This window comes from Neobacillus sp. BP17, from assembly GCF_059579525.1.
In genome coordinates, this window is the sequence record NZ_CM184198.1 from 1,272,501 (window position 1) to 1,292,346 (window position 19,846).

The window sequence follows — 19,846 nt, forward strand, 5'->3', positions numbered from 1 at the left end:
CTCAACGGATAAAAGCTACCCCGGGGATAACAGGCTTATCTCCCCCAAGAGTCCACATCGACGGGGAGGTTTGGCACCTCGATGTCGGCTCATCGCATCCTGGGGCTGTAGTCGGTCCCAAGGGTTGGGCTGTTCGCCCATTAAAGCGGTACGCGAGCTGGGTTCAGAACGTCGTGAGACAGTTCGGTCCCTATCCGTCGTGGGCGCAGGAAATTTGAGAGGAGCTGTCCTTAGTACGAGAGGACCGGGATGGACGCACCGCTGGTGTACCAGTTGTTCTGCCAAGAGCATCGCTGGGTAGCTATGTGCGGACGGGATAAGTGCTGAAAGCATCTAAGCATGAAGCCCCCCTCAAGATGAGATTTCCCATAGCGCAAGCTAGTAAGAACCCTGAAAGATGATCAGGTTGATAGGTCAGAGGTGGAAGCGTGGTAACATGTGGAGCTGACTGATACTAATCGTTCGAGGACTTAACCAATTTTAAGGTGAACTCTGAGTTTACAAACTTCTTCTGCATTATCTAGTTTTGAGGGAATGAAAAAAATTAAATTTTCCTCTTGAAAAATATGAAAAAGACATTATAATAAAATAGTGTCGAATATATGGTCTGGCAATTATGGCGAGAAGGTCACACCCGTTCCCATACCGAACACGGAAGTTAAGCTTCTCAGCGCCGATGGTAGTTGGGACACGCGTCCCTGTGAGAGTAGGACGTTGCCAGGCTGTAATTATATTATTCCGCAGTAGCTCAGTGGTAGAGCTATCGGCTGTTAACCGATCGGTCGTAGGTTCGAGTCCTACCTGCGGAGCCATATATGGAGAGCTGTCCGAGTGGCCGAAGGAGCACGATTGGAAATCGTGTAGGCGGGTAACCCTGTCTCAAGGGTTCAAATCCCTTGCTCTCCGCCATAACTTTTTAAACGATATGGCCCCTTGGTCAAGCGGTTAAGACACCTCCCTTTCACGGAGGTAACACGGGTTCGAGTCCCGTAGGGGTCACCAAAGTTTTTTACGCTAGTGAAGATGATTTTCATTAATTTGGAGGATTAGCTCAGCTGGGAGAGCATCTGCCTTACAAGCAGAGGGTCGGCGGTTCGATCCCGTCATCCTCCACCATATTTACTTTATAATTGTCGCGGGGTGGAGCAGTCTGGTAGCTCGTCGGGCTCATAACCCGAAGGTCGCAGGTTCAAATCCTGTCCCCGCAATTGGTCTGGTAGTTCAGTTGGTTAGAATGCCTGCCTGTCACGCAGGAGGTCGCGGGTTCGAGTCCCGTCCAGACCGCCACTTGTGGCTCAGTAGCTCAGTCGGTAGAGCAAAGGACTGAAAATCCTTGTGTCGGCGGTTCGATTCCGTCCTGAGCCACCTTTAGTTTTATTGTTTGCACTTGTTGCGAGCGTTATGAATAGTATGTGGAGGGGTAGCGAAGTGGCTAAACGCGGCGGACTGTAAATCCGCTCCCTCCGGGTTCGGCGGTTCGAATCCGTCCCCCTCCACCATTTATAGGGGTATAGTTTAAAGGTAGAACGAAGGTCTCCAAAACCTTTGGTGTGGGTTCGATTCCTACTACCCCTGCCAATTATACTGTGGCGATTGTGGCGAAGTGGTTAACGCATCGGATTGTGGTTCCGACATTCGTGGGTTCGATTCCCATCAGTCGCCCCATTATATTAAAATTCAAAATTAGTAAACATTGGGCTATAGCCAAGCGGTAAGGCATCGCACTTTGACTGCGACATGCGTTGGTTCAAATCCAGCTAGCCCAGCCAATTTGCGGAAGTAGTTCAGTGGTAGAACACCACCTTGCCAAGGTGGGGGTCGCGGGTTCGAATCCCGTCTTCCGCTCCAATATTTATGGCGGCATAGCCAAGTGGTAAGGCAGAGGTCTGCAAAACCTTTACCACCGGTTCGAATCCGGTTGCCGCCTCCATAATATTTGCCAAGTATATATAAGACTACGTAATTAGTTTTCGCCGGGGTGGCGGAACTGGCAGACGCACAGGACTTAAAATCCTGCGGTAGGTGACTACCGTACCGGTTCGATTCCGGTCCTCGGCATTGCTTTATCAAAACATTTTAATACGCGCCGGTGTGGCGGAATTGGCAGACGCGCACGACTCAAAATCGTGTTCCGTGAGGAGTATCGGTTCGACCCCGATCACCGGTATCAAATGGTTTTAAAAAAAGTTGCTCATATTATTATGGGCAACTTTTTTTTGACTAAGATTATCGACCCTAATGGTTCCCTTGAATAAAGAAAAAAGCAATTAACGGTAACGAATAGACCCTAATCGTTCCCTTAATTAAAGAAAAAGACAGTTCACGGTAACGAATAGATATGTCCGTTCTTCGGTCATTGTGAGGGACGTGAACATACGCACCCCCCTTTGTAATCTTTTTCGACAAAATCTGCATTTTCCCCTTGACTATAGTAAAAATAGTGTGTAATATAATAAGGGTCAGTTGCTGATATAAATGATTCATCAACTGTTAAAAATGCGGGTGTAGTTTACTGGTAAAACCTCAGCCTTCCAAGCTGATGTAGTGGGTTCGATTCCCATCACCCGCTCCATACATATTAACTAACGCAGTTTATCGTTACATAAGAGAACGATGAATTGCGTTTTTTTATATGAAGAAAAAAGATGTCCTATGGACACCTGACTAATTGGAAGGTTGCTTCTCCTCCATGTATTTGAGTAAACATGTTCATCAATGACTCTGTTAGTCTCCTCGAGTTTTCAACATTGGTTGACGGCTGCAAATAGATTATCTGCAGGGCATTTTTGGTCGCTAACGTTACTGGTGCTCTATCAGAATCGACGAAGGGACTTCCAAAGGGCCCCAGATTATCTGATGATACAATCAGGCGATGCAAAGAGTTTTTTCGTCCATTCAACCCAGTATACTCTTCTCCCTCCGTTCCCAATCGAATGTTCACGGGTCCATTTAAATTATCCTGATCGTAAATTCCAATAGGTACTTGATATTGTAAGGAGAAAAAATTATTTATATCAATTGCACTTTGAATAGATGAAAGATAATTTTGTTTTTGAACTCTTCTGTATAACGCTTCGACTGAGGGACGATATCGATTCGGGTCTTTCCCATACTTTTTAAAAACCGAACGCCATTCCTGAATACCAGAGAGTTCGCTAACATTTTTATTTTCTAAATCAAAAAAAATAGACTCTTGGAAGAGCTGAAGCCGTCCTCTAACCATTTGCGGCGACTCATCGACATTGATATTTTTATATTCAATTACCCCCACTTTAAAACTAGGTATTAGCTGGGTTACTTCCTCAGATAGATTAATTTCCAACCATTCCACCTCCAAAAATCAATGGAAATAGTTTATCATAAAATGATGCGTAACTAATAATTTAACTATCCAATATTTTAATAAATCATTTCAAAGGAAGGAGGGGCCAAATGAAAGTCAAGGACTTAAAAGAAGAACTGATTGCCTATAGTAAAGAAATAGGTATCGATAAAATTGGTTTCACAACAGCGGACATGTTTTCTGAATTAAAAAATCTCCTAATAAGGCAGCAGTTACTTAACTACCAATCAGGATTTGAAGAACCAGATATAGAGAAACGAGTGAATCCTTCACTATTACTAGAGGAACCGCGTTCGATTATTTCTATTGCGATTGCTTATCCTTCTAAGATGAATCACCGTGTCGAAAGTAAAAAGGGTGAACGGAGAGGGATTTTCAGCAGGGCCTCATGGGGGCTTGATTATCATCATGTGCTTAATGATCGTCTTAAAAAGTTAGAGGATTTTATCATCAAAAAGGTACCTGATGCGAGGTTAAAATCGATGGTCGATACTGGAGAGCTCTCAGATCGAGCCGTAGCTGAACGTGCTGGAATTGGTTGGAGTGGGAAAAACTGCGCCATTATTACACCGGAGTTTGGGTCGTATGTGTATTTAGGGGAAATGATCACAAGTATACCTTTTGAACCTGATACTCCAATAGAAGATCAATGCGGGTCCTGTACAAAGTGCTTGGACGCTTGTCCCACAGGGGCGCTGGTCCAAGGTGGACAGATTAATGCACAGCGCTGTATTTCTTTTTTAACACAAACAAAAACGTTTATTCCAGATGAGTATAGAGATAAAATTGGTAATCGCATCTATGGTTGTGATTCATGCCAGACTGCATGTCCTGTTAACAAAGGGAAGAACTATCATTTTCATGAGGAACTAGAACCACTACCTGAAATTGCGAAACCTTTATTAAAGCCGATTCTAAAATTAAGTAATCGAGAGTTTAAAGCCAAATTCGGAAATGTTTCTGGTGCTTGGAGAGGGAAAAAGCCAATTCAACGGAATGCCATTATTGCCCTGGCACATTTTAAAGATGAATCAGCTATTCCAGATTTAGTAGACATTCTAGAGAAAGAGGGTAATCCCGTTTCAAGAGGAACAGCTGCTTGGGCCCTTGGGAAAATTGGCGGTGAGACAGCATTATCTGCATTAAAAAAGGCACAAGAACAAGAAACAAATCTTGAAGTACAAACAGAAATTGAAAAAGGACTACATTTTTATAGGTAAAAATGAGCGAACTAAAATGGTTCGCTCATTTTTTTGATTAAATTCTACTGACTATCATATGTATGAATGAAAGGGGTGAAGAATATGCTTCATTTGATACAAGAGTTATTTGAAAAAAGAGCAAATCAATTTGTTAGCGATAAAGGAACTACTCCTAAAGTATTTTTTCCAAAGGCTGATATGAAGCAAAGCACCTTTGCAAAAAGATCTGCTGAAATTGTAAAAGTAAAAACTTCCGGTAAAATAATTGAAATAGATAAAGAAGATGAATTTCAAACAGTAAAATATCAAGCCCATTATCAATATTTAATCAAGCAAAATGAATTACTGTATATGGAAGAAGAAGTGGAAGAAAGATTAGCTAAGTTTTATAAAAATGCTTTAGTGATGGACGAGGAAATCAGCCTTTATGGAGCGCAAGAAACCTATCAGTTTCCAACAGAATTGGATGTAAAGGATCAGGATGAACGATTAAGCTATCAGTATAACAGATTAAAGGCTGTCCAATATGCAGAAAGGTGGTGGAATAGCTACAATCCTGCATATAAAAAGTTTGAGAATGATTGCACCAATTTCATTTCACAATGCCTTCATAGTGGCGGTGCACCTATGAGAGGCTATCCTAATCGGGCAGCAGGCTGGTGGCTCCAAAAGAGCAATTATAGCTATAGTTGGGCAGTGGCACACTCTCTAAAGGGATACTTCGCTAATTCGAAAATAGGTTTACGGGCAAGGGAAGTGAACAGTCCGGATCAATTATTATTGGGCGATATAATTTGTTACGATTTTGAAGGGGATGGACGGTTTAATCATAATACGATTGTGACTGGTAAGGACGCAAATGGTATGCCGTTAGTTAATGCCCATACGTATAATAGTCGGATGAGGTATTGGGCATATGAAGATTCATCTGCCTATACCCCGAATATAAAGTATAGATTTTTTTCAATCATCGATTAAGGATGCTTAATTATTGAAAGGGTCTATGATAATGGTATAATTGCATGTAGAGTTTTTACATGAGGTGATTTCCATGTCAATTAATGTTGTTTTATTTCAACCGCAGATCCCTTCCAATACAGGAAATATTGCAAGAACTTGTGCAGGGACAGATACAAATTTACATCTAATCCGTCCGTTAGGCTTTTCTACGGATGACAAAATGTTAAAAAGAGCAGGACTCGATTATTGGGAACACGTTAATATCTTCTACTATGATTCTCTTGATGATTTTTATGAGAAGAATGCAGGCGGTGAATTTTTTTATATTACAAAATTTGGGCAGAAGGCTTTTAGCAGTTTTGATTACAGTCATTCAGGCAAAGATTATTATTTTATCTTTGGGCGTGAGACAACAGGACTACCGAAAGACGTCATTGAAAATAATAAAGAAGTCAGCTTGCGGATTCCTATGAATGAAAATATTCGTTCTCTAAACCTGTCCAATACAGCCGCCATTCTTATCTATGAAGCGCTAAGACAGCAAAACTATGCGCATCTACAATAATCCGAGGGGGCCTAAAGGGCCTCCTTTTATGTAATGGAAAGGAAGATTGTTATGAATGAACTAATCCAAACAATATTAAACCACCGCTCTATTCGCCAATTTGAGGACAAGCAACTAACAGACGAACAAATTAAAACAATTGTTACTTGTGCTCAATCTGCATCCACGTCCAGCTTTATTCAGGCTTACTCTATAATAGGTGTGAAAGACAAAGAAATAAAGAAAAAATTAGCAGAGATTGCAGGTAATCAGGAATATGTTGAAAAAAATGGCCACTTTTTTGTCTTTTGTGCGGATTTATACCGCCATACCATTATTGGGGAGAATGAACAGGTAAATGTAGCCCCTTCGCTTGAAAGCACGGAAAAGTTTATGGTAGCCCTCATCGATGCATCTTTAGCCGCACAAAATGCAGTGATTGCCGCAGAATCGATGGGGTTAGGAATTTGTTACATAGGTGGAATTCGAAATAATTTAGATGAGGTAGCAAAGATTTTAAAAACACCAGAGCGGGTTATTCCTTTGTTTGGCCTAGCAATGGGGTTTCCGACTAAACTAAATGAAAAAAAACCGAGGTTGTCATTTGAACATGTTTATCATGAAGACGAATATGAACAAGATACAGAGGCATACCTTAGCCAGCTGCAGAATTATGATAAATTAATTTCTAATTACTATGAAGAGCGGACAGGCGGGAAAAGAAAAGACCGTTGGACAGAACAAATGGCAAGGATGCTTGATAGGAAGAGTAGAATGTATATGAAGGAATTTATTCAAAAAAATAAACTGGATCTTCACTAAAAAAAGCTGCCAATTGGCAGCTTTTATTTGGTTGAACCTGGTTTGTCATTATAACCTGATGTGAAGATTGCCGCTAAAAATGCGACCATTACTAAACAAACGATGAAAGTGTTCATAATTATGTAATCCTCCTTCGTCATACATTTTTCTATCTTGTCTCACATATAGTTTTATTATAGCCTATCTTATAAAAATGAAAAGAGGAAGATTCTTTTTATTGTTACAAAAAAGATAGACGCTAACCACAATGGTTACGCATGTTCAAAAGCTTATCAGCATAGAGTATATTAATCGTCTCTGATAAACCTACGGGGGAGGGCCTTATGGATATTCTAAAAAAAATCGAGATGTATCGTGAGGAAGAAGAAAAGTTACGTTGGGAAGGGTCATTCGCAGATTATTTGCAATTGTTGAGAGAGAAGCCATGGGTTGCACAGTCGGCACATTCACGAGTTTATAATATGCTTAAGGATGCAGGAATTACTGAAGAAAAAGGGACGAAGAAGTACGAATTCTTTAGTAATCAATTATTTGGGTTAGAGGAATCACTTGAGAGGCTTGTTGAAGAGTACTTCCATCCAGCAGCCAAAAGACTAGATGTAAGAAAACGTATTTTATTATTAATGGGTCCTGTAAGCGGCGGGAAATCCACGCTTGTTACCATGCTGAAACGTGGACTTGAAGCATACTCCCTCACGGATCGAGGCTCTGTTTTTGCGATTAAAGGATGCCCGATGCATGAGGACCCACTTCATTTAATTCCACATCATTTGCGGAAGGATTTTTTTGATGAGTATGGCATCCGCATTGAAGGTAACCTTTCACCTCTGAACATGATGCGTCTTGAACAGGAATATGGTGGAAGGATCGAAGATGTATTGGTTGAAAGAATCTTCTTCTCTGAAGATAAGCGAACAGGGATCGGTACATTCAGCCCATCCGATCCGAAATCACAGGATATTGCCGATTTAACAGGTAGTATTGATTTTTCAACGATTGCGGAGTATGGTTCTGAATCAGATCCTCGTGCCTATCGATTTGATGGTGAACTTAATAAGGCTAACCGAGGAATGATGGAGTTCCAGGAGATGTTAAAGTGTGATGAAAAATTCTTGTGGCACTTACTGTCGCTCACCCAGGAGGGGAATTTTAAAGCAGGCCGCTTTGCCCTCATTAGTGCTGATGAGTTGATCGTTGCTCATACGAATGAAACGGAATACCGATCCTTTATCTCCAATAAGAAGAATGAAGCATTACATTCAAGGATTATTGTTATGCCGATACCTTATAACTTAAAGGTGTCCCAAGAAGAAAGAATTTATGAAAAAATGATCAATGAAAGTGATGTTTCTGATGTTCACATTGCACCACATACATTAAAAGTAGCTGCAATGTTTACTATTCTTACTCGTTTAAAGGAACCGAAAAAAGGCGATATTGATTTACTTAAGAAAATGCGCCTATATGATGGGGAAAGTGTAGAAGGCTTTAATACTGCCGATGTGGATGAATTGAAGAAGGAATATCCTGATGAAGGTATGAGTGGTATCGACCCTCGTTACGTAATTAACAGAATTTCATCGACAATCATTCGTAAAGAAATACCATCAATTAACGCACTTGATGTATTAAGATCATTAAAAGATGGACTCGACCAGCATCCGTCCATCACCGCAGAGTTACGGGAACGTTATATGAATTATATTTCATTAGCCCGGAAAGAGTATGATAATATTGCCAAGAAAGAAGTCCAAAAGGCATTTGTATATTCGTATGAAGAATCAGCAAAAACCTTAATGGACAATTATCTTGATAATGTGGAAGCCTATTGCAATAAATCGAAACTGCGTGATCCGCTCACTGGCGAGGAGATCAATCCAGATGAGAAGTTGATGCGCTCCATTGAAGAACAAATTGGGATTTCTGAAAATGCGAAAAAGGCCTTTAGGGAGGAAGTCCTCATTAGGATTTCAGCCTTTGCTAGAAAAGGGAAACGATTCGATTATAATTCCCATGATCGTCTCCGTGAAGCCATTCAAAAGAAATTATTTGCTGATCTAAAAGACGTTGTGAAAATTACCACTTCATCCAAAACACCTGATGAACAGCAGTTAAAGAAAATCAATAATGTAGTTGCAAGATTAGTGGATGAACATGGCTATAATTCACAATCAGCGAATGAATTACTTCGTTATGTAGGAAGTCTATTAAATAGATAATAGGGTGGGGTTAAAATAGTAGGGACTGGCAGAAGGAAATCTGTCAGTCTATTTTTTTCCTTACTCAAATTCACGATAACATCTGTAATGCTCTCACTGTAACACTTTGTCCAAATTCATAGGCGAAAGCACAATTGTCAAAATAATTTGTAAATTATTCTTTATTTCTGCATAGGATAAAGTAATCCATATTTATCTTATTTTTTCACTCTCGTTATCATATGTATTGGATGAAAATGTGTGCATTTTGGAACCTATTAAATTAATAAGGAGGGGTTTACATTGTCAACAAACAACCATCAATTTGTCATTTCAAGAGAAGATTGGTCCCTCCACCGTAAAGGCCACGATGACCAGCAAAGGCATCAGGAAAAAGTGCAGGAGGCAATTCGAAACAATCTTCCTGACTTAATTACTGAAGAAAGCATAATCATGTCTAACGGTCGAGATGTCGTAAAAATTCCAATTCGTTCATTGGACGAATATAAAATCCGTTATAATTATGACAAAAACAAACACGTGGGCCAAGGTGATGGTGACAGTCAAGTAGGTGATGTAGTAGCACGTGATGGTTCTAGCGGCCAGAAGGGACCTGGAAAAGGCCAAGGAGCTGGGGACCAAGCAGGTGAAGATTACTTTGAAGCGGAAGTATCATTAATGGAGCTGGAGGAAGCATTATTTAAACAATTGGAGCTTCCAAATTTGAAAAGAAAAGAAGAGCAAGAACATCTAGTTGAAAACATTGAATTCAATGATATTCGCAAAACAGGGCTGATGGGGAATATTGATAAGAAACGGACGATGATGTCAGCTTTTAAAAGAAATGCGATGACTGGAAAGCCAGCGTTCCACCCGATTTACAAGGACGATCTAAAATTTAAGACCTGGAATGAAGTAATAAAACCCGATTCTAAAGCAGTTGTGATTGCCATGATGGATACAAGTGGTTCGATGGGGATCTGGGAAAAGTATATGGCGCGCAGCTTTTTCTTCTGGATGACTCGATTTTTAAGAACCAAATATGAAACGGTAGAAATTGAATTTATTGCCCACCATACGGAGGCTAAAGTTGTTTCAGAGGAAGACTTCTTTTCAAAAGGGGAAAGTGGCGGAACGATTTGTTCGTCCGCATACCGGAAAGCACTTGAAATCATTGATGCCAAATATAATCCACGTAAGTTCAACATCTATCCATTCCATTTTTCAGACGGTGATAATCTTACTTCGGACAATGCTCGTTGCGTAAAGCTAGTTGAAGAATTAATGAAGGTATCTAATATGTTTGGCTATGGTGAAGTAAATCAATATAACCGCCACTCAACATTAATGTCCGCCTATAAGAACATTAAAGATGATCAATTCCGCTACTATATTCTTAAGCAAAAAGCAGATGTCTTTCATGCGATGAAGAGTTTTTTCCAAGCAGAGGAATCGAAATTATTTGCCTAACAAAAACGACTGGTGTCAGGCACCAGTCGTTTTTATTGTTATTCAATTGATAGGATTCCGTCTTGACCTTGGGATGAGTGACCCTGTTTTATTACATTTAGTTTTGTTAAATTTGTAAAGATAATAGGAGTAATTGTTGATGGTGCTGACTTTTTAATGAAATCTAAATCAAATTTTAGAATTTCCTGTCCTTTTGTAATCTTTTCTCCCTCTTTAATAAGCACTGTAAAACCTTCGCCCTTTAAATTCACAGTGTCCATGCCGACATGGATAAGAATTTCATATCCTTGCTTTGATTTGATACCAATCGCATGTTTCGTAGGAAATACGTTCATGACTTCACCGTCAACAGGGGAAACTACTGATCCCTTAGATGGTACGATTGCAAAGCCATCACCCATCATTTTTTGTGAGAAGACTTGATCGGGCACTTCAGTAATCGGGATAATATCCCCTTCGATTGGCATAACAAAATCTCTTTCTGATAGTGGAGTGAGTTCATTAGATTCCACTGAAGTATAAGCATTATTTTTGGTTGTATCAATTTTTTTCATTGCATTTGGATTATTACGAAGTTTTAAAATTTCATCTGCTACGAATTGTACATTCGTTCCAACAATTACTTGAATGCTTTGCTTTCCAACGATATTAATTCCTGGTACACCAGTCGATTTAATTTTTTGTTGGTCGACTGCGTTCATGTCTTTTACTTCCATTCTTAGACGAGTTACACAATTGTCAACAGAGGTAACATTGGCATCTCCACCTAATCCTTCATAAATCTGTGCGGCCATAACAGTAAATTTACTTTCACCTGTTGCAATATTGATTTCAGAAGATTCTTCATCATCCTCTTCACGTCCAGGAGTCATCAAGTTGAATTTCGTGATGATGAATCTGAATAAGAAATAATAGATTACTGCAAACACTAAGCCTTGAACCATTAACATGTAAGGATGGTTTGCTAAAGGTAATCTAGAACTTAGAATAAAGTCAACTAGACCAGCACTAAAACCAAATCCAGCCGTCCAATGGAATGCAGCTGCAATGGCTAAGGAAATACCTGTTAATATTGCATGGACGAAATATAGCATTGGAGCAACAAACATAAAGGCAAACTCAATTGGTTCTGTTACACCTGTAAAGAATGCAGCGAAACCTGCTGCCAACATTAAAGAAGCCACTGCCTTTTTCTTCTTGTCCTTCGCAGTATGGTACATTGCTAAAGCTGCTGCTGGTAAACCAAACATCATGACAGGGAAGAATCCGGCTTGATACATACCAGTAACGCCTTTAGTTCCCTTCCCAGCCCAGAAATTACCGATATCATTAATTCCAGCTACGTCAAACCAGAATACAGAGTTTAAGGCATGGTGCAGACCAGTTGGAATCAATAATCGGTTAAAGAATCCATATAAACCTGCGCCAAAAGCTCCTAAATGAGCAATGCCTTTACCAAATGATACAAGTCCTGTAAAGATGACAGGCCATAAGAAGAATAGTACTGCAGAAACAGCAAGCATAGATACAGCAGTCATGATTGGGACAAGGCGCTTACCAGAGAAAAATGCTAAAGCATCCGGTAATTTAACATGGCTAAATCGATTGTACATCGAAGAAGCAACAATACCTGAAAGAATACCAACAAAAGCATTTCCAATCTTCACAAATGCAGGATCTACCTCTTCTGGTTTAATCCCTTCGAGCAATGCCACTGAGCCTGGTGAAAGCAGGGTTGTCACAACTAAGTAGGCAACCAAACCACTTAACGCTGATGAACCATCTTTCTCTTTCGCCATCCCAAGTGCTACCCCAACAGCAAATAGGATGGGGATATTATCAATGATCGATGAACCAGCTTTAATTAGGAAGGCCGCTAGAGGACTATCCGCCCCCCAACCCGTAGGGTCGATCCAATAACCAATTCCCATCAAAATGGCTGCAGCTGGTAAAACAGCTACAGGTAACATCAATGAACGACCAATTCTTTGTAAATATTTCTTCATCACATTACCTCCTAATAGAATCTAAAAAATAACTATAAAATAATTCATAAAAATAATATTGCGGGTGTAAGCGCTTTTCCGTTTCTAATATAACACTAAACGTTTATAGATGTCTATACCAATTCGCGAAATTTTATTTCCTATGGGTTAGAACAATATTAGTGTTGAAATGGTATTATATTCATATTTTTATTATAAAGTAAATTGGTATAGACAACTATATAATGGTGATGCTAAGATTTAGATATAACCTGAAAGGAAGTATCAAAGATGATTCCAAAAGATAATCATATTTTGCTAAAGGGTATACGGGTTTATTCACAAGAACAAATAATAGAAGATGGATATATTAAAATAAAGAATCAAAAAATCATTGAAATTGGTTCATCATCTGTGTTGTTGTCTAAGGAAAACTATAAGGTGATTGAACTTCCTGCCCAGTTTAGTGCAGTTCCTGGCTTTATCGACGTTCATATCCACGGTGCAGCCGGTGCCGACACAATGGATGCAACCAAGGAAGCACTGGATATAATGGCAGCAGCATTGCCTAAAGAAGGTACAACTAGCTTTTTAGCTACTACGATGACCCAGGAAGGGAAACAAATTGAGAATGCCTTAATAAATGCCGGGAATTACATTAAAGAGGAGCACGATCCAGGTAAATCTGAAATACTCGGCATTCATCTAGAAGGACCGTTTGTGAATAGTAAAATGGCTGGGGCACAGCCAATTCAACATATAATTGATCCTGATCTTGCTTTACTTGAAGAATGGCAAAAGCTCTCTAATGAGACGATTAAACTTGTCACTTTAGCTCCAGAAAGACCGCATGGTTTAGAGATGATCCGATATTTAAAGAAGAAGGGGATTATTGCATCGATTGGTCATACAGATGCTACTTATGACGAGGTGAATGAAGCTATTGAAGCCGGAGCAAATCATGTCACTCATCTTTATAATCAAATGAGAGGGCTGCATCATCGTGAACCTGGAGTTGTGGGAGCGGCCTTTTTAAGAGAAGAATTAAAAGCTGAGATTATTGTCGATGGGGTGCATAGCCGTCCAGAAATGGTTAAACTTGCCTTTAAGCAAAAACGAAGTGATGGATTGATTTTAATCACTGATTCAATGCGGGCAAAATGTTTGAAAAATGGGAAGTATGATCTCGGTGGCCAAGAGGTTTTTGTAAAGGATGGAAAAGCAGAACTTGAGGATGGAACTCTCGCAGGAAGTATTTTGAAATTGGGGCAGGCGGTAAAAAATATCATTTCATATGCGGACTGTTCACTTAAGGAAGCAATTGAAATGGCATCAGTGAACCCAGCTAAACAATTGAACCTTTATGATCGAAAAGGGAGTATTGCAGTTGGAAAAGATGCGGACATTGTTATTTTAGATGAGAATATGGAAGTTTATATGACATTATGCAGGGGAGCTCTTGCTTACAATAGGGAGGAAAATTCTAAATGAAGATTATTGAGGTCAAAGATTATCAACAAATGAGTAATAAAGCAGCTGAATATATTATAAAAAAGGTTATTCAGAATCCAAGTATTAAACTTGGTTTGGCTACAGGCGGTACTCCAGTTGGGACATATAAATGCTTAATTGACGACCATCAAAAAAAGGGGACTACTTATCAAAAGGTAACCACTTTTAATTTAGATGAATACGTGGGGCTCCCGGGTGAAAATAAAAATAGCTACCGGTATTTTATGAACAACCAGCTTTTTGATTATATTGATATCAATAAAGCCAAGACAAATGTTCCAAGCGGTATTGCTGCAGATTTTCAAGAGGAGTGCCATCGATATGAGGATTTAATAAATCAGCATGGCGGTATTGATTTGCAAATCCTTGGGATTGGCAGTAATGGACATATTGGCTTTAATGAACCAGGAACTTCTTTTGCTTCCAAAACGCATATTGTAGAGTTAGCTTCTTCAACTATTCAAGCAAACGCAAGATTTTTTAATAAAATCGAAGAAGTTCCAACTAAAGCCATTACAATGGGAATTTCCACCATTATGAAAAGCAAAGAAATTCTGCTTCTCGTGTCAGGTGAGAAGAAAAGTGAAGCACTTTTTAGATTATTGAATGAGGAGATAAGTGAAAACTTTCCAGCATCTGTGTTGAAAAATCATCCATGTGTTACAATTATTGCAGATAAAGCGGCAATAGCAGATTTAAAGGTTACAACGTGACAGTTATAAGGAAAGGATGCAGCTGGAGGAAATGATTAATAAGAATTCTCCGATTCCAATTTATTACCAAATTGAAGAATATATTAAAGAACTAATTGAAAATGGTGAGTTGCGGCCTGGTGATGCACTCCCGCCAGAAAGAGAATATGCGGAAAAATATCAGATTAGCCGGATGACAGTAAGACAGGCATTTACACAGTTAGTAAATGAAGGATTGTTATATCGATTGCAAGGTAAAGGTACTTTTGTTGCAGAAAGAAAAATTGAACAGCCCCTTCAAGGATTAACCAGCTTCACAGAAGATATGAAGGCCAGAGGATTCGTGCCTGGAAACCAATTACTTCACTTTGAAATTATTCCTGCAACTAGACAAGTAGCAGGGCAGCTTTTAATTTCTGAACATGGTCCTGTATATGAAATCAAAAGAATTCGTCTGGCCGATAATGTCCCAATGGCTTTAGAAACAAACTATATTTCAGCAAACCTTATTAAAGGACTTACAGAAGGAATTGTAAATGATTCCCTGTATAAATACATTGAAGAGCAATTAGACTTAAAAATTGATAGTGCTTCACAGATCATCGAATCATCTGTTGCCAGTCAAAACGAAGCTGATTTACTAAAGATTAGCAAGGGTGCACCAGTTATGTTAATCCAAAGAAACACTTTTCTAAAGGACAATACCCCTGTTGAATTTGTTAAATCGGTCTATCGTGCAGATCGCTATAAATTTATGATCCAAATGAAACGCTGAAGACATAGTAATGGAGGTTATTTAACGTGTTCAATCATTATTTTCAAAAGCTTCACGAATTATTAAGCTTAGTTGAAAAGGATGAAACTGATGGCCTCAAAACAGCTGCTAAAAAGATCGCAGAATGTATCCAAAACGATGGAATTGTTCATGTCTTTGGGTGCGGACATTCACATATCCTTGGAGAAGAACTTTTTTACCGTGCAGGTGGACTAGTGCCAATTAACCCTATTTTAATTGAGGACTTAATGCTTCATAAGGGGGCTGTTCGTTCATCTCAATTAGAAAAGGAAAATGACTTAGCAAAACAATTTCTAACTAGAGTGAAAATTCAACCTCAGGATGTGGTTATTGTTGCATCAACCTCTGGAAGGAACCCTGTGCCCATAGATGTAGCGGAGTTTGCTAAAAATAATGGTGCGTTTGTTATTGCAATCACATCATACAGTTATATAAAGGCAGTAACATCAAGACATAAAGATGGTAAATATTTGTATCATTCCGCTAACCTTGCTATTGATAATCATATTAAGGTGGGTGATGCACTAATGGAGCACGAGTCTATTGCAGTTAGCTTTGGTTCAGGGTCAACAGTCATTGGGACAGCAATCGTTAACGGAATCATGGTGGAAGCGATAAGTATAATGATCAGTAATAATTTTGAACCGCCAATTTTTAAAAGCGGCAATGCTGACGGTGCAGAAGAACATAATCGTGCGTTGATTAACAAGTATAAAGAACGAATTCCAATGTTGGAAAATTGAATGCAAAAAACGAAACCGACAGTTATACTGGTTGGTTTTTTTGTGGGAAATTAAAAATGCGTTTATTTTCCACCAATACTTTCTTTGAAAAACAAGAAAAATAAAGGGGTAACATGATTTTTTCAAAGGAGGTATTTCGATTGATAAAAAAATCTTTTGGGATAGTTTTAACAGCGGTTTTAACAATGGGACTTGCTGCTTGTAATAACAATGATAATAATGACTTAAATGATCAGGATACACATGTTGGGATGAACAATGATATAAGAAATAACACCCCATATATGGATGTCCGTAATGGCAGAGATGATGGGATTGACCACAATGGTCCATTAACTGAGGATTACACCAACACTAATAACAGTCAATCGGATCTTGATGTAAATCTTTTCAATACTAAACGGAAAAACAAGAAAAATTATTACAAAAATGATGATGATATGATTTCTTCGTATCAGACATCCTTAAACAGTAACCAATATCCGCATACTAGAGCGGTATTAATCCGTGATGCAAAATATCAGTATATTACGATCGACCCTAAAAATTGGGGAATGATGCAAATCCAACCATATATCCAGCAGCAAACACCGACTGGACAGGCACCGTCAGTGACGCAAGCGCCTATTCACCAGCCAAAGCAAACAACACCAACACCGAAGCAAAACGCGCCAGCACCGGCGCCAAAACAGCCAGCTACTACACAAAAAAATAATGCACCAGCGCCAACCACTGGAAATGTTAGTCAATACGTTCAACAAGTAATTGACTTGACGAATGCACAACGCAGTAAGAATGGTCTTCCAGCATTAAAAGCTGACTCACAGCTTAATGGAGTGGCACAGAAAAAATCGCTGGATATGCAGCAGAAGAATTATTTCTCACATACTAGCCCAACATATGGATCTCCATTTGACATGATGAGAGACTTTGGTGTGACCTATAAATCTGCGGGTGAAAATATTGCCCAAGGGCAACGTACACCACAGGAAGTAGTTACTGCCTGGATGAATAGTGAAGGCCATCGTAAGAATATCCTTAGTGCTAATTTTACTCATATTGGGGTTGGATATGAAGCGACTGGCAAACATTGGACGCAAATGTTTATCGGAAAATAAAGGAGTAAGTCAAGTAAACCGACAGGTATTTTCCTGTCGGTTTACTTTTAATTGGATTCGCTTTTTAAAATCGAGGGAATGGTTGGAAATTTAAAATGAAAAGTGGTCCCTGCTCCGACTTCACTCTCTGCCCAGACTGTTCCATCCATGGCACGGGCAATGCTGTAAACTACCATCATCCCTAAACCTGTTCCATTTTTTCCTTTTGTTGAATAAAACGGTTCTCCTAAACGCTCAAGTTGCTCATTAGTCATTCCAATACCGGTATCATTGACACTGATTGTTACATAATTTTTACTGAACTTAGTGGTAATGGTTAAATATCCACCATTTGGCATTGCTTCAATCGCATTTTTGATAACATTCACAAAACATTGACGAAACTTCTGTCCGTCGCCCTCAATAAAACCAATAACTGAGAAATCAGTAATAATTTCTACTGAATTTTGATTGGCCAAAGGCTGAAGAATATTAATTATTTGCCTCAATTCACTTTTTACATTTAGCTCCTCAAGCACTTCCAAGGAGGGCTTCGCAAAAGTTAAGTAATCTTGAATAACACGTTCTGCAGAAATTAATTCCTCTTTAACAATCGAGAGGTATTCTTTTCTTTTATGCCTTGAAAGATAATCATCTTGAAGGAGTTGGACAAACCCACTGGCAGCCGTTAGTGGATTCCGGATTTCGTGAGAGATAGCAGCTCCCATCTGTTCCACCGCTTTTAATTTTTCTGCTTTAATGAGCTCCTGCTGCATTTCGTTATTTCGTCTGACAAATTCAATCCCATATGAGATAATGCCAATTCCAAGAGAGGGAATAATTAGGAATGCAAACCAAGCATCCAGCCAATAGGTATGGGTATTTTCGAAACTCATCCCAATAACCGTTATCACACCAAGAACCACACCTAAACATACCGTAACGAAAATACGCCGTCCTGGAACTTGTCTTAAAAACCACGGATATACTCGCCAGAAAATTACTCCCAAGGGTGCATATAGTACGGCTGTTTGAATTAAGCCCAAATCCAATCCATAGAAGCTCCTTATAACTATAGTGGCAACTATAAGAATTGGTCCGATTCCGATATAAAGGGCCCCCAACACTAACGGAATAATTCTTAAATCGTATCGGGCAGACGGAACAGGAGTGTAAGAGAATTGAATACACAGCCATAGCATGGCAATACAAATGATAATTAGTGAGGATTTAGAAAGGGTAAATTTTTTTTTATTATCGAAAAAAATTAAACAGAGAAATAATAATATGATAAAAATTGAGAGGTTTAAAAAAAGATGTTTCGTTATGTCCATTAACGTCACCATCCAAAATAAGGCTGTTAGGGAAATTTTACATGTATTTTCCACATTATACAACAATATTTGCATAATTTAGAAAAAATAAAATAGTGTTTCCAAGGTGAAAATGGAAGGCTTGTTTGTTACAATCCTTCCAAACTTAATTGAGCAGACATAATAATAGAGGCCTCCCTTTAAAGGGAAGCCAAAGTTATCTTGTATCTCAAACGGTAACAAGTTTAGTTGCGAATTCTTTAGCTGCAAATCTGGCGTTTTCTTGTCCTTGTTCAAGAATCTCGGGTACCTTTAGTGGATTAATATCAAAACCTTCTGTAATAACTGAATCAGCAACCTCAATCCCTAAGAATCGCAGTGCGATTTTTAAATACCGATCACCGGACTCCAATGCCTCCATTGGAGTCCCCGTGTACTGGCCGCCTCTTGTTTGGAGATGAATCGCTTTTTTATTCATTAAGAGCCCTTTTGGTCCGTTAACTGTATGGGCAAACGTTTTTCCTGCAATAAATAGATTATCGATATATGCTTTTAATATGGCTGGGGAGCTTAAATTCCACATAGGGGAGACAAAAACAAAGTAATCAAAACTAATAAATTCATTAGCGAGATTATGCATAAGTAGTATTTTTTCTCTTTCTATGTCTGATAGTTGTTCTAAGGAATACCCGTAACCAGCTAGTTTTCCTCTTGCAGATACCAAATCTGCATCCATTTGCGGGAAATCTAATGAAAATAGATCAACTTTCTTGATTTCTACCTCTGGCCGAACTTGGTGAAAGGACTCAAGAAAAGCCTCCCCAATTTTTAGCCCTTTTGATTTCTCCAGTCCCTTCGGATTCGCAGCGATATAAAGTAATTTTTCCATATTATACACAACCTATCTAACATATTTTTCACTAAATTTATTATAAAAAAAAAATCATTGTTCAATATTGAACATTAGGTGACGTTAATGAACATTACGTGACGTTAATGAACATTACGTGTCAAGCTATTAATTATTCGGGTTTGTATGAGGTAATTCTAATTATGAGGAGTCTAATAATATGCAAAATTATTTATTTAAACGCTTACAAAATCTATTGACTGATTTTATCCTCGATGATAATATACATCTATACTAATTAATTAGTTCACTAAACTAA

General features: G+C 38.9%; 15 protein-coding genes, 16 tRNA genes, 2 rRNA genes and 1 pseudogene (1 of these 34 running past the window's edge). 29 read left to right on the plus strand and 5 right to left on the minus strand.

Translation table 11 applies throughout. From position 1 onward, the window contains the following. The 18 genes from AC4QJR_RS06005 to AC4QJR_RS06090 form a co-directional block, all read left to right on the plus strand. Nucleotides 1-478 (plus strand): 23S ribosomal RNA (locus tag AC4QJR_RS06005) (it extends 2,458 nt beyond the left edge of the window). Between the two features lie 128 nt (nt 479-606). Next, a 5S ribosomal RNA gene (gene rrf / locus AC4QJR_RS06010) occupies nt 607-723 on the plus strand. Nucleotides 724-737: 14 nt separating this feature from the next. Continuing rightward, nucleotides 738-812: transfer RNA gene (locus tag AC4QJR_RS06015), tRNA-Asn, on the plus strand. A 5-nt stretch (nt 813-817) separates the two neighbouring features. Further along, nucleotides 818-909, plus strand: a tRNA-Ser gene (locus AC4QJR_RS06020). An 18-nt stretch (nt 910-927) separates the two neighbouring features. After that, nucleotides 928-1,002: transfer RNA gene (locus tag AC4QJR_RS06025), tRNA-Glu, on the plus strand. 38 nt (nt 1,003-1,040) lie between these two features. Then, nucleotides 1,041-1,116, plus strand: a tRNA-Val gene (locus AC4QJR_RS06030). A gap of 18 nt (nt 1,117-1,134) precedes the next feature. Beyond that, nucleotides 1,135-1,208 (plus strand) — tRNA-Met (locus AC4QJR_RS06035). A gap of 2 nt (nt 1,209-1,210) precedes the next feature. Next, nucleotides 1,211-1,287: transfer RNA gene (locus tag AC4QJR_RS06040), tRNA-Asp, on the plus strand. A gap of 5 nt (nt 1,288-1,292) precedes the next feature. After that, nucleotides 1,293-1,365, plus strand: a tRNA-Phe gene (locus tag AC4QJR_RS06045). 49 nt (nt 1,366-1,414) lie between these two features. Then, a tRNA-Tyr gene (locus tag AC4QJR_RS06050) sits at nt 1,415-1,499 on the plus strand. A gap of 5 nt (nt 1,500-1,504) precedes the next feature. Continuing rightward, a tRNA-Trp gene (locus AC4QJR_RS06055) sits at nt 1,505-1,578 on the plus strand. Between the two features lie 11 nt (nt 1,579-1,589). Beyond that, nucleotides 1,590-1,665 (plus strand) — tRNA-His (locus tag AC4QJR_RS06060). Nucleotides 1,666-1,694: 29 nt separating this feature from the next. Continuing rightward, a tRNA-Gln gene (locus tag AC4QJR_RS06065) sits at nt 1,695-1,769 on the plus strand. A 4-nt stretch (nt 1,770-1,773) separates the two neighbouring features. Further along, nucleotides 1,774-1,848: transfer RNA gene (locus AC4QJR_RS06070), tRNA-Gly, on the plus strand. A gap of 8 nt (nt 1,849-1,856) precedes the next feature. Continuing rightward, a tRNA-Cys gene (locus AC4QJR_RS06075) sits at nt 1,857-1,930 on the plus strand. A gap of 42 nt (nt 1,931-1,972) precedes the next feature. Then, nucleotides 1,973-2,058, plus strand: a tRNA-Leu gene (locus AC4QJR_RS06080). 27 nt (nt 2,059-2,085) lie between these two features. Beyond that, nucleotides 2,086-2,167, plus strand: a tRNA-Leu gene (locus AC4QJR_RS06085). A gap of 331 nt (nt 2,168-2,498) precedes the next feature. After that, nucleotides 2,499-2,572 (plus strand) — tRNA-Gly (locus AC4QJR_RS06090). Between the two features lie 78 nt (nt 2,573-2,650). Here the strand turns inward: AC4QJR_RS06090 and AC4QJR_RS06095 are convergent. Then, on the minus strand, nt 2,651-3,322 hold the full coding sequence (locus AC4QJR_RS06095) for a B3/B4 domain-containing protein (RefSeq protein ID WP_496525632.1): 672 nt from the start codon (nt 3,320-3,322) through the stop codon (nt 2,651-2,653). A gap of 110 nt (nt 3,323-3,432) precedes the next feature. On the opposite strand from AC4QJR_RS06095, the gene queG reads away from it, so the two are divergent. From queG to yhbH, 6 genes are all read left to right on the plus strand, one after another. Continuing rightward, nucleotides 3,433-4,563, plus strand: coding sequence for a tRNA epoxyqueuosine(34) reductase QueG (queG, locus tag AC4QJR_RS06100; RefSeq protein WP_496525633.1), 1,131 nt, complete (start codon nt 3,433-3,435; stop codon nt 4,561-4,563). Between the two features lie 84 nt (nt 4,564-4,647). Continuing rightward, nucleotides 4,648-5,523, plus strand: a complete 876-nt coding sequence (locus AC4QJR_RS06105) for an amidase domain-containing protein (RefSeq protein WP_496525634.1) — start codon at nt 4,648-4,650, stop codon at nt 5,521-5,523. A gap of 73 nt (nt 5,524-5,596) precedes the next feature. Further along, complete coding sequence (gene trmL / locus AC4QJR_RS06110; protein ID WP_098571986.1) at nt 5,597-6,070, plus strand: tRNA (uridine(34)/cytosine(34)/5-carboxymethylaminomethyluridine(34)-2'-O)-methyltransferase TrmL; 474 nt, start codon at nt 5,597-5,599, stop codon at nt 6,068-6,070. Nucleotides 6,071-6,121: 51 nt separating this feature from the next. Further along, on the plus strand, nt 6,122-6,871 hold the full coding sequence (gene nfsA / locus AC4QJR_RS06115) for an oxygen-insensitive NADPH nitroreductase (protein ID WP_496525635.1): 750 nt from the start codon (nt 6,122-6,124) through the stop codon (nt 6,869-6,871). A 323-nt stretch (nt 6,872-7,194) separates the two neighbouring features. Beyond that, on the plus strand, nt 7,195-9,090 hold the full coding sequence (locus AC4QJR_RS06120; RefSeq protein WP_098571987.1) for a PrkA family serine protein kinase: 1,896 nt from the start codon (nt 7,195-7,197) through the stop codon (nt 9,088-9,090). Nucleotides 9,091-9,372: 282 nt separating this feature from the next. Next, complete coding sequence (gene yhbH, locus AC4QJR_RS06125; RefSeq protein ID WP_026565896.1) at nt 9,373-10,539, plus strand: sporulation protein YhbH; 1,167 nt, start codon at nt 9,373-9,375, stop codon at nt 10,537-10,539. A gap of 38 nt (nt 10,540-10,577) precedes the next feature. On the opposite strand, the gene AC4QJR_RS06130 is transcribed toward yhbH, so the two are convergent. Further along, nucleotides 10,578-11,093, minus strand: coding sequence for a PTS sugar transporter subunit IIA (locus AC4QJR_RS06130; protein ID WP_496526628.1), 516 nt, complete (start codon nt 11,091-11,093; stop codon nt 10,578-10,580). Nucleotides 11,094-11,108: 15 nt separating this feature from the next. After that, nucleotides 11,109-12,545: pseudogene (gene nagE / locus AC4QJR_RS06135) on the minus strand (N-acetylglucosamine-specific PTS transporter subunit IIBC); the annotation flags it as partial. Nucleotides 12,546-12,815: 270 nt separating this feature from the next. Here nagE and nagA point away from each other — a divergent pair. The 5 genes from nagA (at nt 12,816) to AC4QJR_RS06160 (ending at nt 17,385) form a co-directional block, all read left to right on the plus strand. Continuing rightward, complete coding sequence (gene nagA, locus AC4QJR_RS06140) at nt 12,816-14,015, plus strand: N-acetylglucosamine-6-phosphate deacetylase (protein WP_496525636.1); 1,200 nt, start codon at nt 12,816-12,818, stop codon at nt 14,013-14,015. After that, nucleotides 14,012-14,749 carry a glucosamine-6-phosphate deaminase gene (nagB, locus tag AC4QJR_RS06145; RefSeq protein WP_496525637.1) on the plus strand — a complete coding sequence of 246 codons (738 nt, stop codon included), beginning with the start codon at nt 14,012-14,014 and terminating at the stop codon, nt 14,747-14,749. The genes nagA and nagB overlap by 4 nt, the downstream gene beginning before the upstream one ends. 31 nt (nt 14,750-14,780) lie before the next feature. Next, the gene (locus tag AC4QJR_RS06150) at nt 14,781-15,503 is read left to right on the plus strand and encodes a GntR family transcriptional regulator (RefSeq protein WP_251456695.1); all 723 of its coding nucleotides are present in this window, start codon (nt 14,781-14,783) and stop codon (nt 15,501-15,503) included. Between the two features lie 26 nt (nt 15,504-15,529). After that, nucleotides 15,530-16,267, plus strand: a complete 738-nt coding sequence (locus AC4QJR_RS06155) for an SIS domain-containing protein (RefSeq protein ID WP_375376697.1) — start codon at nt 15,530-15,532, stop codon at nt 16,265-16,267. Nucleotides 16,268-16,407: 140 nt separating this feature from the next. Next, on the plus strand, nt 16,408-17,385 hold the full coding sequence (locus AC4QJR_RS06160; protein WP_496525638.1) for a CAP domain-containing protein: 978 nt from the start codon (nt 16,408-16,410) through the stop codon (nt 17,383-17,385). A gap of 47 nt (nt 17,386-17,432) precedes the next feature. Here the strand turns inward: AC4QJR_RS06160 and AC4QJR_RS06165 are convergent, their stop codons facing one another. Together AC4QJR_RS06165 and AC4QJR_RS06170 are read right to left on the minus strand one after the other, a co-directional pair. Next, complete coding sequence (locus tag AC4QJR_RS06165; protein WP_496525639.1) at nt 17,433-18,416, minus strand: ATP-binding protein; 984 nt, start codon at nt 18,414-18,416, stop codon at nt 17,433-17,435. 490 nt (nt 18,417-18,906) lie between these two features. After that, nucleotides 18,907-19,566 carry an FMN-dependent NADH-azoreductase gene (locus AC4QJR_RS06170; RefSeq protein WP_496525640.1) on the minus strand — a complete coding sequence of 220 codons (660 nt, stop codon included), beginning with the start codon at nt 19,564-19,566 and terminating at the stop codon, nt 18,907-18,909. Nucleotides 19,567-19,846 lie beyond the last annotated feature (280 nt).

Bases quoted from the DNA above. Each gene is read 5' to 3' on its own strand.
- nagB (WP_496525637.1), top strand. From the start codon at position 14,012: ATGAAGATTATTGAGGTCAAAGATTATCAACAAATGAGTAATAAAGCA.
- trmL (WP_098571986.1), top strand. From the start codon at position 5,597: ATGTCAATTAATGTTGTTTTATTTCAACCGCAGATCCCTTCCAATACA.
- nagA (WP_496525636.1), top strand. From the start codon at position 12,816: ATGATTCCAAAAGATAATCATATTTTGCTAAAGGGTATACGGGTTTAT.
- AC4QJR_RS06150 (WP_251456695.1), top strand. From the start codon at position 14,781: ATGATTAATAAGAATTCTCCGATTCCAATTTATTACCAAATTGAAGAA.
- AC4QJR_RS06120 (WP_098571987.1), top strand. From the start codon at position 7,195: ATGGATATTCTAAAAAAAATCGAGATGTATCGTGAGGAAGAAGAAAAG.
- queG (WP_496525633.1), top strand. From the start codon at position 3,433: ATGAAAGTCAAGGACTTAAAAGAAGAACTGATTGCCTATAGTAAAGAA.
- AC4QJR_RS06130 (WP_496526628.1), bottom strand. From the start codon at position 11,093: ATGAAAAAAATTGATACAACCAAAAATAATGCTTATACTTCAGTGGAA.
- AC4QJR_RS06105 (WP_496525634.1), top strand. From the start codon at position 4,648: ATGCTTCATTTGATACAAGAGTTATTTGAAAAAAGAGCAAATCAATTT.
- nfsA (WP_496525635.1), top strand. From the start codon at position 6,122: ATGAATGAACTAATCCAAACAATATTAAACCACCGCTCTATTCGCCAA.
- AC4QJR_RS06170 (WP_496525640.1), bottom strand. From the start codon at position 19,566: ATGGAAAAATTACTTTATATCGCTGCGAATCCGAAGGGACTGGAGAAA.